The organism is Bacterioplanes sanyensis, assembly GCF_002237535.1.
Taxonomy (GTDB): Bacteria; Pseudomonadota; Gammaproteobacteria; order Pseudomonadales; family Oceanobacteraceae; genus Bacterioplanes; species Bacterioplanes sanyensis_A.
Genome location: NZ_CP022530.1, coordinates 2,052,182 through 2,064,808, shown reverse-complemented (window position 1 = coordinate 2,064,808; position 12,627 = coordinate 2,052,182). Strand labels below are relative to the sequence as shown.

At 56.1% G+C, this 12,627-nt stretch carries 10 protein-coding genes; 9 read left to right on the top strand and 1 reads right to left on the bottom strand.

The window, feature by feature from the left end:
- Positions 1-13 precede the first annotated feature (13 nt).
- The 9 genes from CHH28_RS09725 to CHH28_RS09685 all read left to right on the top strand — a co-directional run bounded on the left by CHH28_RS09725 (position 14) and on the right by CHH28_RS09685 (position 11,120).
- Entirely contained in the window at positions 14-1,639 is a 1,626-nt protein-coding gene (locus CHH28_RS09725; RefSeq protein WP_094060129.1) for a diguanylate cyclase domain-containing protein, read from the top strand.
- 101 nt (positions 1,640-1,740) lie between these two features.
- Positions 1,741-2,184 carry a type II 3-dehydroquinate dehydratase gene (gene aroQ / locus CHH28_RS09720; protein ID WP_094060128.1) on the top strand — a complete coding sequence of 148 codons (444 nt, stop codon included), beginning with the start codon at positions 1,741-1,743 and terminating at the stop codon, positions 2,182-2,184.
- Positions 2,185-2,186: 2 nt separating this feature from the next.
- Positions 2,187-3,086 carry a 50S ribosomal protein L11 methyltransferase gene (prmA, locus tag CHH28_RS09715; RefSeq protein WP_094060127.1) on the top strand — a complete coding sequence of 300 codons (900 nt, stop codon included), beginning with the start codon at positions 2,187-2,189 and terminating at the stop codon, positions 3,084-3,086.
- A 2-nt stretch (positions 3,087-3,088) separates the two neighbouring features.
- Positions 3,089-4,297: a DUF3426 domain-containing protein gene (locus CHH28_RS09710; protein WP_094060126.1), complete on the top strand. Its 1,209-nt coding sequence runs from the start codon at positions 3,089-3,091 to the stop codon at positions 4,295-4,297.
- Between the two features lie 117 nt (positions 4,298-4,414).
- Complete coding sequence (gene dusB, locus CHH28_RS09705) at positions 4,415-5,404, top strand: tRNA dihydrouridine synthase DusB (RefSeq protein ID WP_094060125.1); 990 nt, start codon at positions 4,415-4,417, stop codon at positions 5,402-5,404.
- The gene (gene fis / locus CHH28_RS09700) at positions 5,401-5,715 is read left to right on the top strand and encodes a DNA-binding transcriptional regulator Fis (RefSeq protein WP_189388106.1); all 315 of its coding nucleotides are present in this window, start codon (positions 5,401-5,403) and stop codon (positions 5,713-5,715) included. The genes dusB and fis overlap by 4 nt, the downstream gene beginning before the upstream one ends.
- 73 nt (positions 5,716-5,788) lie before the next feature.
- Entirely contained in the window at positions 5,789-7,390 is a 1,602-nt protein-coding gene (purH, locus tag CHH28_RS09695) for a bifunctional phosphoribosylaminoimidazolecarboxamide formyltransferase/IMP cyclohydrolase (RefSeq protein ID WP_233243812.1), read from the top strand.
- 90 nt (positions 7,391-7,480) lie between these two features.
- Positions 7,481-8,767 carry a phosphoribosylamine--glycine ligase gene (purD, locus tag CHH28_RS09690; RefSeq protein ID WP_094060123.1) on the top strand — a complete coding sequence of 429 codons (1,287 nt, stop codon included), beginning with the start codon at positions 7,481-7,483 and terminating at the stop codon, positions 8,765-8,767.
- A gap of 40 nt (positions 8,768-8,807) precedes the next feature.
- Complete coding sequence (locus CHH28_RS09685; RefSeq protein ID WP_094060122.1) at positions 8,808-11,120, top strand: 7TM-DISM domain-containing protein; 2,313 nt, start codon at positions 8,808-8,810, stop codon at positions 11,118-11,120.
- 5 nt (positions 11,121-11,125) lie between these two features.
- On the opposite strand, the gene CHH28_RS09680 is transcribed toward CHH28_RS09685, so the two are convergent.
- Positions 11,126-12,592 carry an AAA family ATPase gene (locus CHH28_RS09680; RefSeq protein ID WP_094060121.1) on the bottom strand — a complete coding sequence of 489 codons (1,467 nt, stop codon included), beginning with the start codon at positions 12,590-12,592 and terminating at the stop codon, positions 11,126-11,128.
- Positions 12,593-12,627: the final 35 nt, after the last annotated feature.

Sequence of the window (12,627 nt, the reverse complement as noted above, 5' to 3'; positions counted from 1 at the left end):
TGCTGTAGCCGCCATGATGACATCGCTGACCCCTGCCGCGCGCTTGCGCCAGCATTTTTCCAGCCGCGTGATTAATCAAGTCAGGCAATTACTTGATATCTGGCGACGGCTGCCGGATCAGCAATGGTCCAAAGAAGCGATGAATGATTTTATCCTGGCCACGGAAAAGCTCGCCCGCTTTGCCCAACGCTTCGAAGCCGAGCGCCATGAAAGCATCGCTCGCGCCATGCTACTGATCCTGCAAGAAATTCGCCCCGGTCGCAGCCCCAATACCGAACAGCTGGAGCAGCTCAATCACCACGTATTACTGCTCAGCCAAACAGCGCTGCGACACACCGACGACGACAACCCAGAACGTCTTATTCCAAGCAAAAAACCGATTTATGTCGCCTTGGCAGATACCGACAACGCCCTCACCATGGCAGAGCAAATGCAGTATTTTGGTTTACTGCCCGAGCTGAAGGCCACCACCCAGGATTTTGTCGACTCGTTGCAGCAACGCCACCCGGCGGCGATCGTGATGGACATTGATTTTGGCGGCAGCGGCGCAGGTATCGAGTTGGCCAATCGGGTACAGCAAAGCCGTGATATTGCCCTGCCTATTTTGTTTACCTTCCGCCAAAGTGCCCCCACCATCGTCGAGCGCTTAAACGCCATGCGCCATGGCGGTGTCGGCATGTACTCGGATACCGAAGTGCAATCGGTCATCGGCCACTTAGAAAATATGCTCGATCACTCACCGCAGCCGCCGTATAAAATCCTGATCGTGGACGACTCTCGCGCTCAGGCCATGCACGCTGCCAACGTGCTGAACAAAGCCGGCATGCTCAGTCAGGTCAGCAACGACCCGCTGCAAGTCCTAGATGCCATGGCCAGTTTTGGGCCAGATTTAGTACTGATGGACATGTACATGCCAGAGTGCAATGGCATGGAACTAGCGCGGGTGATTCGCCAGCAAAAAGAATTTCTGAATCTGCCAATTATCTATTTGTCCGGTGAGGACGATCGCGAGCGCCAGCTAGAAGCCATGGCCGAAGGCGGCGATGACTTTCTCACCAAACCTGTGGAACCTGGACATCTGCTCACCACCATTAGGACTCGGGTCGAACGCGCTCGGCAGTTGTATCGACTGATTTCCAGAGACAGCCTTACTGGCCTGTTAAACCACACCCATATGCTGGAAACGCTGCAAGATCACATCAATCGCCAATCCGGTCAGCCGCTCAGCTTTGTGATGGTCGACATCGATCACTTCAAGAACATCAACGACACCCACGGGCATCCCGTCGGCGACGTCGTGATCAAAAACTTAGCGCTGTTTTTACGTCAGAACCTACGAAAAAGTGATCCAATTGGCCGCTACGGAGGCGAAGAGTTTGCCGTATTGCTGCAAGACGCCGATGAGCGCCAGGCATTTGCCGTCATGGACAAGGTACGTACCAACTTCGCCAACCTGATTCATGGTGGCTTGCGCGAGTTACAAGTGACGTTCTCCTGCGGTGTCGCCCAATGGAGCGGCGAGTCGGCCGCCTCGTTGGTAGAACGTGCCGACCAAGCGCTGTATTGCGCCAAACGAGGCGGACGCAACCAAGTCAGCATGGCTGGCAAAGCCGGTGAGTCTGAACCTGACTCGGCATGATCTGTTAAGAAGGTCCCATTTCCTGCCGACTGGCTGGACGCTGACCAGGCTTTGCGGCAAACTCGCCGTTTTTGCGCACACCTTCAACCATGGAAAACCGTATGGCCAACATACTGGTGTTACAGGGCCCTAATCTCAACTTGCTGGGTTCACGTGAACCACATATTTATGGCGCCGCCACACTGGCTGACATCGAGCAAAACTTGCAGCAACAGGCGCAGCAACACGGCCATCAACTGCAACAATTCCAAAGCAATGCCGAGCATGAGCTGATCGATCGCGTACATGCCGCTGCGCAAGACGGTGTCGACTTTATTTTGATCAACCCCGCCGCCTATACCCACACCAGTGTTGCGCTGCGTGATGCCTTGGCCGGGGTGGCCATACCCTTTATTGAAATCCACATTTCTAACGTGCACGCACGCGAGCCGTTTCGCCACCATTCGTATTTATCAGACATCGCCGTTGGCGTCATCTGCGGTCTGGGTGTGCAAGGCTATCAACTGGCTCTCAGTGCCGCATTGCAACATTTGAGTAATCGCTAACTATGCCTTGGATTCAAGCCCGCCTTCATGCCGCCAAAGAGCAGGTCGATGCGCTGGAAGATGCCCTGCTGGCAACCGGTGCTTTGTCCGTCACCTTAATGGACGACGCCGACCAGCCAATTCTAGAGCCAGAATTGGGCACCACCCCATTATGGGACCAAACCCTGCTGCTCGGTTTGTATGACGCCAACACTGAAGCGGACACCTTGCAGCAACGTTTGCAACTGGCCTTCACTGCCGAAGGTGGCGCGCTGCTGCCCAACTGTAAGATTGAAATTTTGGAAGACAAAGACTGGGTACGCGCCTGGATGGATGACTACCAGGCCATGCAGTTTGGCCAGCGTTTATGGGTCTGCCCTAGCTGGCAACAACCGCCAGAGCCAGACGCAGTCAACCTCATGCTGGACCCAGGACTGGCTTTCGGTACCGGCACCCACCCAACCACCGCTTTGTGCTTGTCATACCTCGACAGCGCCATTCAAGGCGGCGAGCACATCCTCGACTTCGGCTGTGGCAGCGGCATTTTAGGTATGGCGGCGTTGCTGTTGGGCGCTGAGCGCATGACCGGTACCGACATCGACCCGCAAGCGCTGGAAGCAACGCAGGAAAACGCCAAGCGTAACGGCATTGAGCCGGCACGCTTTCAGGTCTTTCTGCCCGAAAACACACCCGAGCTGCAAGCCGACGTGACCATTGCCAATATCTTAGCTGGGCCACTACGCCAGCTGGCACCGCACATTGCTCAGCTAACACGCCCGGGCGGCCAACTGGCGCTGTCGGGCATTCTGGCAGAGCAAGCCAGCGAGGTGCAGGCCTGTTACCAGCAGTGGTTTGAGATGGACGACCCTCAGTTCCTGGATGACTGGGCATTGCTCAGTGGTCGTAAGCGCCAGGAGCGTTAATCATGGCCACGCACGTCACCCGCTGCCCTCATTGTCACACCACCTTTCGGGTCCGCGCAGAGCACCTGAAAGTAGCCAATGGTGCCGTGCGCTGTGGCTCTTGCTTGCAAGTGTTTAAAGCTACTGATTATTTTGTCGATGAAGAAAAGCCCGCCGTCGCCGCCAAGCCAGAAACCAGCGATGACGATATCGGCATGATCTTCGATGACATGGACAGTCAAACTGCGGTGGACGATGACGACGATGACTTCGGCCTGATTCATGACGACATGGATCTGGATGACAGCGACGACGTGCCCGATCAGATAGCCGACGACCCACTGGCAGACCTAGGGTTACGTCCGGAAGAACGCAAAGACGCCAAACCAGTCGAGCGCAGTGCTTTGATCGTTGACGATGCCTTTTTGGAGTTCGAACTGCCCGTCGACGAGGACAAAAAAGCGCAGAAAGAAGAAGAGTCATGGACCGACGAGCTGCTGCGCGAAGACGAAGAAATCACCCTTGAAGACCTCGACCGCGGTGACGAATTCAGCCGACCCGTTTTCAGCGATGCCGGTGACCCAGACGACATTATCGAAGCGGAGACTGGGCGCAATAGCGACCGCCAAGATGGCATGACACTGGGGCGCAATGAACTGCCAACCGAGACACTGGAGCTGGTGCCACCCGCTGATGAGCTGCGCATCGCAGCAGAACCGCTGCAGTTTGCCCAGCCGCGCCAACGCCGAGCCCTGCCCTGGGGCTGGGCACTGGGAGCACTCGCCATGCTGGCACTGGTGCTGGCACAAACAGCCTACTTCCGCTTCGATGATTGGTCGCGCCAGCCGCAGTGGCGCCCTTGGTACGCCAAAGCGTGTGAAGTGCTGCAATGTTCGTTGCCTGCCATTCAGAACATGAACAAGATCGCGACACAACACCTGGTGGTGCGTGCGCACCCAGATTTGCAGGGTGCCCTGGTCGTTGATACCTTGATTAACAACCTAGCGGATTACCCTCAGCCCTTCCCCGACTTGGCGCTGATCTTTCGTGATCTCAACGAAAATCTGGTCGCCAGTCGCTCCTTTAGCCCGCAAGAATACCTGTCTGGTGAGCTGGCTGGCCGCAACGATATGCCGGTGCGCACACCGATTCATATCTCACTGGAAATCGTCGATCCAGGCCCTAAAGCAGTGAGTTATGCCATCCAGCTGATGCCCAACCAAACGCCCTGAGTCAAGCGTTTTAATGCACAAAAAACCAGCAATTAGCCCTTTATTCGCTGAGGGGTTGTGAGTATCATGTCGCGACTTTTTCGTCGCACATTTTTTGATCAAACGTAATCTGGACGTATGCCCAATATTGGCCCGTACACCTTGCCCAACCCGGTGATTCTCGCGCCAATGGCGGGCGTCACTGACCGCCCTTTCCGGCAACTGTGCCGCAACCTGGGCGCTGGCCTGGTGGTCGGTGAAATGGTGTCTGCGGACCCAAGTTTGCGCAATACGCGCAAATCTCAGCTGCGCCTGGATCACACCGGCGAACCCGAGCCCATTGCGGTTCAGATTGTTGGTGGTGACCCAGACATGCTGGCCAATGCGGCACGTTTCAATGCCAGCAATGGCGCCCAGATTATCGACATCAACATGGGCTGCCCAGCCAAAAAAGTCTGTAACAAGGCTGCCGGCTCGGCATTACTAAAAGATGAAACGCTGGTTAAGGATATATTGCAGGCCGTGGTTGAAGCGGTCGATGTACCAGTAACGCTGAAGATTCGCACTGGCTGGTCGCCCGAGTTGCGTAACGCACCACGGGTGGCAGAGCTGGCGCAGGCGGCGGGCATTGTGTCTTTGGCGGTACATGGCCGGACACGGGCTTGCGGCTACAAAAACACCGTTGAGTACGACACCATCCGCCAGGTTAAACAGGCGGTGGACATTCCGGTATTTGCCAACGGCGACATCACCGATGCGCGCAAAGCGGCTGAGGTGATGAACTACACTGGCGCCGATGGCGTACTCATTGGCCGTGCGGCACAAGGGCGTCCGTGGATTTTCCGCGAAGTCGTCCACTATTTGCGCACGGGCGAGTTGTTGCCAGCACCGGAACTGGCCGAGGTAGAGCGTATTCTGACTGCCCATATGGACGCCCTGTATGACTTTTACGGCGACTATCTAGGCGTTCGAATCGCTCGCAAACACGTCGGCTGGTACTTGCAACAGCACGATGAAGGCAGTGCTTTTCGCAAAACCTTCAATCAGTTGGAGCAGCAACAGCAACAGCTAGCGGCGGTGGCAGAATTTTTCAGGGATACAGTAAGACGAAAGGGGATGGCAGCATGAACACCGAATCTATTGAAAGGAAGGTTGACACCGTGACCGACTCGGCAGATATGAAAAATCATCTGCGTGCTCCGCTGGAGCCGACTCACACCCTACGCGATAGCGTAGAAAAAGCTCTGCAGAACTACTTTGACCACTTAGATGGCCAGCCCGTTGTCGACTTGTACGACATGGTGCTGTCTGAAGTGGAAGCGCCACTGTTGGAAACGGTGATGAAGTACACCCGCGACAATCAGACCAAGGCCTCTGTGGTGCTGGGGCTGAATCGCGGTACGCTGCGTAAAAAGCTGAAGCAATATGGAATGCTGTAAGCACTGATCCCTTTCAAGCGGCCACTGGCCGCTTTTTCGTTTTTAGCCTTCAAAAACTGACCGAATGACCAAGATGACCACATTGACTCCCGTTCGTCGCGCTTTGATCAGCGTCTCCGACAAAACCGGCATCGTTGAATTTGCCCAAGCCTTGCAGCAACTCGGTGTCGAAATCCTCTCCACCGGCGGCACCTACAAACTGCTACTGGACAACCAAGTCCCCGCAGTAGAAGTGTCGGATTACACCGGCTTTCCGGAAATGATGGATGGCCGCGTAAAAACCTTGCACCCGAAAATCCACGGGGGCGTATTGGGCCGTCGCGGCCAGGACGATGCGGTAATGAATGAACACGGCATCAATCCAATCGATCTGGTGGTGGTGAACCTTTACCCCTTCGCTGCCACGGTAGCGCGAGACGATTGCGATCTGCCCATGGCGATTGAAAACATCGATATCGGCGGTCCCACCATGGTGCGCTCCGCGGCCAAGAACCATGCGCATGTCGGTATCGTCGTGAACAGCAACGACTACGCTCGAGTACTGGCCGAGCTGCGCGAACAACAAGGCTTGGCAGACAAAACACGCTTCGATTTGGCGCTGAAGGCATTTGAGCACACCGCCGCCTACGACGGCATGATCGCCAATTACCTGGGCACCATCGACCAAAGCGCCGAGACACTGAGCGTTGAGCAGCGCCACGACTTCCCGCGTACCTTCAACAGCCAGTTCATCAAAACTCAAGACATGCGCTACGGCGAAAACCCGCATCAAAAAGCGGCGTTTTATGTTGAAGCCAATCCGTCGGAAGCCTCCATCGCCACGGCCACTCAATTGCAAGGCAAAGAGCTGTCGTACAACAACGTAGCCGACACAGACGCCGCTCTGGAATGCGTCAAGTCGTTCAGCAAACCGGCCTGTGTGATCGTCAAACACGCCAACCCTTGTGGTGTGGCGGTGGTGCCAGAAGCGGAAGGTGGCATTCGTGCAGCCTACGACCTGGCCTTTGCCACCGACACCGAATCAGCGTTTGGCGGCATCATCGCATTCAATCGCGAGCTGGATGCCGACACCGCCAAAGCCATTGTTGACCGTCAGTTTGTCGAAGTCATCATTGCCCCAAAAGTCAGCGCCGAAGCGGCGACCGTGGTCGCAGCGAAGAAAAATGTACGCTTGTTGGCCTGTGGCCAATGGGACGTTGAACGCTCACCTGGTTTGGATTACAAGCGTGTGAATGGCGGCTTGTTGGTACAAGATCGTGACAACGGCATGATCGACGTCAGCGACCTCAAGGTTGTCACCCAGCGGGCACCGTCGGAAGACGAAATTAACGACCTAGTGTTTGCTTGGAAGGTGGCCAAGTTCGTGAAATCGAACGCCATTGTTTACGCCAAAAATCGCCAAACCGTCGGTGTGGGCGCCGGGCAGATGAGCCGCGTGAACTCGGCTCGCATCGCTGCCATCAAAGCCGAGCACGCGGGCCTTGCGGTAGAAGGGGCAGTGATGGCATCAGATGCCTTCTTCCCGTTCCGCGATGGCATTGATAACGCCGCACAAGCTGGCATCAAGGCCATTATTCAACCTGGCGGTTCTATTCGTGATGACGAAGTGATCGCAGCGGCCGACGAAGCCGGCATCGCCATGGTCTTTACCGGCATGCGCCACTTCCGCCACTAACAAGCAATAACCGGCGATGGCTCTTCTGCCATCGTCGGCAAACGGTTATTGAAAAGTCATGCCATTAGGCTGACCAAAGGAAAGATAGATATGAACGTTCTGGTGATAGGTTCAGGCGGTCGTGAACATGCCCTGGCCTGGAAAGCACTGCAATCTCCATTGGTAAACAATGTTTTTGTTGCCCCTGGCAACGCCGGCACCGCCAATGAAAGTGGGATGGAAAACGTCGCTATTGATGTGATGGATTTCGATGCCCTGCAGCAGTTTGCGCAAAGCAACGACGTTGGCTTGACCATTGTCGGCCCCGAGGCGCCGCTGGTGGAAGGTTTGGTGGATCAGTTCCAGCAAGCCGGACTAAAGATCTTTGGCCCGTCGCAAGGTGCGGCGCAGTTGGAAGGCTCTAAAGCTTTCACCAAAGACTTTCTCGCCCGTCACAACATCCCCACCGCCAGCTACCAAAACTTTACCGAGGTAGAACCTGCTCTGGCCTATCTGCGCGAGCAAGGTGCACCGATTGTGGTGAAAGCCGACGGTTTGGCGGCAGGCAAAGGCGTTATCGTGGCCGAAACACTGCAGCAAGCCGAAGACGCAGTAAAAGACATGCTGTCTGGCAATGCCTTTGGTGATGCCGGTTGTCGTGTGGTGATTGAAGAATTTCTGAGCGGTGAAGAAGCCTCCTTCATCGTCATGGTTGATGGCAAAAACGTGTTGCCCATGGCCACCAGCCAGGACCACAAACGCGTCGGTGATGGCGACACTGGCCCCAACACCGGCGGCATGGGTGCGTACTCCCCAGCGCCAGTGGTCACCGCTGACGTGCATGAGCGCATCATGCGCGAAGTTATTGTCCCCACGGTGGAGGGCATGGCCGCCGAAGGCAATGACTACACTGGCTTTCTCTACGCCGGCTTGATGATCGATCAAAGCGGTGCACCGAAAGTGATTGAGTACAATTGCCGCTTTGGTGACCCAGAGACTCAGCCAATCATGCTGCGCATGCAATCGGATCTGGTGGCTCATTGTCTGGCCGCACTGGAAGGCAAATTGGACACTGAGCAAACCCAATGGGACCCACGTGCATCACTGGGCGTGGTATTGGCGGCTGGTGGTTATCCGGCGACGTATCGCAAAGGCGATGTTATCCGCTTACCCACTGACGACGGCGCGGATCGCAAAGTATTTCATGCGGGTACTGCCTTAAACGCCGAGCAACAAGTGACCACCGCCGGTGGCCGCGTATTGTGTGCCACGGCATTGGGCGACAGCGTGGCCGATGCACAGCGCAATGCGTATGAGCTGGCGCGTCAGATTGACTGGCAAGATGCGTTTTATCGCACCGACATCGGCTATCGCGCTGTTGCTCGTGAGCAGTCATAATAACGGCTGTTAACGAGGTCAGCGTAACGGAGTGACATGGATGAAAGCGATCAATCGCCTGCTGCTGGTGTTGCTGACGTTGATCGTTTTACCCAGTTGGGGCAACAGCCCGGTGCTGCTGCCCGACGGCTCCTACGACATTCCGGTGACGCAATACGTTGCCATCTATGAAGACAGCTCTGCGCGCTTAGGAATCGAGCGCATGCTGACGCGAGAGCAGCAGCTGCGCTTTACCCCCAGCCATAGCCAGACGCTAAAGTTTGGTGTCTCCGACTCCGTCTTTTGGCTGCGCTTGAGCATCACCAACCCCTACAACAACGAGCGCCAAGCTGTGATCAGCTTGTCCAACAATCGCCTTGGGCAAGTACGGCTGTTTGATATCACCAGTGGGGATTTGCGCTCTGTGCTCGCGGCGCAACAGGCCGGGCAGCTACGTGGTGGCTTTCAACAGGCCTACCCGTTTCGCGTTGCCCTGCAGCCCAAGTCGACACACAGCTATTTGATTCGTCTCAGCTCCGATTCAGTGTTTAACTCAGCGGTGTATATCACCAGCCTGGATCACTTTTTATTAAATGAGCAGGCGCAGTTTTGGACGTTAGGCCTAGTACTGGGCTGGATTCTGGCGACCCTTGCCTATTTTGCCCAGCTCTGGGTAGGCCAACGCTTGGCTTTAGCTGGCTGGTCGGTGGGCTATTGCCTGAGCATGGCGGGCTACCTGGTAGCCTGGAGTAGCCTAGGGGCGGCACTGCATCCGGTGCCGCCGGAAGTCCGCGAATGGCTAACTTTAGTGTGCTTACCATTGGCCGCCATCGCCTTTAACCAAGCGGTGAATAGCCTACCCTGGCCCACACCGGTGCGCCGCATTGGCCTGACGGTGCTGTCATTACTGCAGGCAGTGACCATGCTGACGGCGTTGTTCCTCGATGGCTTTGCCGACTTGTTAGTGACCCTAGCAGTGACCATCAACTACCTGCTGCTGGCGGTGTGGCTACTGTTCCGCCACAGCCACAAACGCAAAGCCCAGCAGCCGCTGCAATGGGGCGCTGCCATCGCCGGCTTAGGCCTGCTGATTTCGGTACTGACCGACCTCAACTTGCTGCAGCTCGACACCTTTACCGATTGGGCCACCTTACTGCTGCCCATGGTGATGGTCGTCAGCCTGGTTCTAGCTAGTATGCGCATCAATCGCACACACAAGAGCTATCAATCACGCGCCAATTTATCAGAGCTGCCGCCGGCATTGTTGGCGCAGATCAGTCACGAGCTGCGCAGCCCCATCAACGGCGTGATCGGCATGAGTGAACTGTTGTCGGATTCTCCGCTGAGCACCAGCCAACGCTCCTACCTCGACACCATCCATATGGCTGGCCGCGACCTGGTCCATGTGACCAATCAGCTGGCTGATCTGGGGCGTTTGTATGAGCAGCGCATTGAGTTGGAAAGCAGAGCCTTTGCCATTAACGAGTTGCTCGAACACACCATGACGTACTTCCAGCAACAGTCGGTGCAAAAGCAAGTCGAACTCATGTTAGACGCCAGCGATCGCCTAGCGCCACGCTATATCGGCGATCAACAGCGCATCGCCGCCATACTGTATTCGCTGCTGCGCCACACCCTCGACTACGCCGAGTTTGGCGAACTGACCTTGCGGGCACAGCCGTACCAACACGAACAGCAGCAAGGTTTGCACTTACAACTGGTATTGAGCGGCAGCCTGATCAAACATGAAGAATTTCGCGCTGTGCTGCGTCAACTGCAACCGCAGCGCGGCCATGACAGCGATTTGGCCAATCGCCATTGGGATTTGCGCGTCAGCCGTCAGTTACTGGCGCATATGCATGCACGTATGGCGGTCGAAAGCATCAATCAACAAGGCGCCAGCGTTGATCTGTATTTACCACTGACGGCCGAGCATGATGCCGCAGAGCGTGCGATGTTCAGCGATCCGCGCTTAATTGGCCGGCGTGTTCTGATTGTCGATGACAATGCCACCTTGCGCACTGTGCTGGAGAAGCACTTGAAGCGTTGGAACATCGACGCGTGGGTCAGCCACAGTGGCCCAGAGGCACTGGCGCAGTTACGCAGCCAAGCCTCCATTGGTGAGCCGATCGATACTGTTATCACCGACCAGGACATGCCTGCCATGACCGGCCTGCAACTGGCCGAGCGCATCAACGGCGATAAAGAGATTGAGCCGAAACCACGCATGATGATGCTCACCGGCATGGTGTCAGCGGAGTTGCGTCGCAAAGCCCTGAATGTTGGCATTCGCCAAGTGATTCCCAAGCCCATTACCGCAGATAAGTTACGTCGCTGCTTAAATGAGCTGGAGACCTCTACCGACCCGCTGTAAGCCTTTTAACTGGCCATCACCGCGCGCTCTTGAGCCCACTGACGCAGACGCTGTAGCGGCTCAGCCATGGTCACGGACAGTGGCCGGGTGCGCATGATTTCTCGCATCAAGCTGTCTGTGCTGATGCGCTCACCATCGCTCGCGTGCCAGGCCGAGACCACCGCCTGCTCCAGCTCGGCACCGGAAAAACCTTCACTCATGGCCGACACCGCAGCCAAGTCAAACAAGCTGCTGTCGAGCCCGCGTTTTTGCAGGTGAATGGCGAGGATTTTCTGGCGCACTTCCGCATCCGGCAAGTCGACAAAAAACAACTCATCCAAACGTCCTTTACGCACTAGCTCGGGTGGCAGAGCATGGATGTTGTTTGCTGTTGCGACCACAAACACGCGGGCCTTGTGCTCCGCCAGCCAGGTCAGCAAGGTGCCAAGCACACGCTGGCTGACACCACCATCGGTCGCGTCCTGACCCAACCCTTTTTCAATCTCATCAATCCATACCACACTGGGCGACATGGCCTCCGCCAGTTGCAACGACTCGCGCAACTGTCGCTCAGTTTCACCGATGAACTTATTGAACAAAGTACCAAAGTCGAGACGCAGCAAGGGGACGCCCCAACTGCCAGCTACGGCCTTAGCCGCCAGGCTTTTGCCACCGCCTTGAATGCCAAACAGCATCATACCTTTCGGGCGCAGCGCGTCATCAGCCTCCAAGAACGCCTTGTGACGCTGCTCTAACCACTGCTTCAACTGGTTTAAACCGGCCACTTCGGCGAAGCGCGCGGTGTCAAACTCGTATTGCAGCACGCCGTCCATATCCATCAGCTCGAGCTTGGCCTTGTTAATCGCAGGCACATCTTCTTCCGACAGCGCGCCGTCATCAACGATGGCACCGCGAATCAGATGGCGTGCATCGGACAGCGTCAGTCCACGCAGATTAGCGACCAAGCGGTGCAAGATATCATGATCGGCTTTGACCTTTCGGCCATGCTGCTTGGCATATAACCGCGCCTCTTCGCGCACCAGCGCCAGCAATTGTTCTTCGTCGGGCAGGTGCAATGAGAAATACGCCGCCATGCGCTTTAGCTCATCCGGCAACTTCAGCTGGTGGCTGAGCAATACCAAGGTTTTGCCAAAGCGCTTGTGCTGCAGAGCAATGTCTTTCAGTAGACGCACCACCTTGGCTTCATGCAAATATGGGTGCAAATCGCACAATACAAACAGCCCGCCTTGTTCTCGCGACTTGATTGCCGCCAGCGCTGCGTCCGGCTCATGAGTATCGTCGTTGGCGCTAAGGTCTTCACCAAAACCCAAACGGCGCAGACCGTCGGTCAACGTCCATTGCTGCAAACCCAATCCACGCTGAATGGCCAGTCGGGTCAGAATTTCTAGGGTGCGGGATTCTTCGTACGTTTCAATCACCAGCAGCGGCAACTGGCGATCCAACATCAAACCGAGGTCGCGAATATCTTGCATAGCGTGTCCTGCATGAGGTGTGTTGATCACTATAC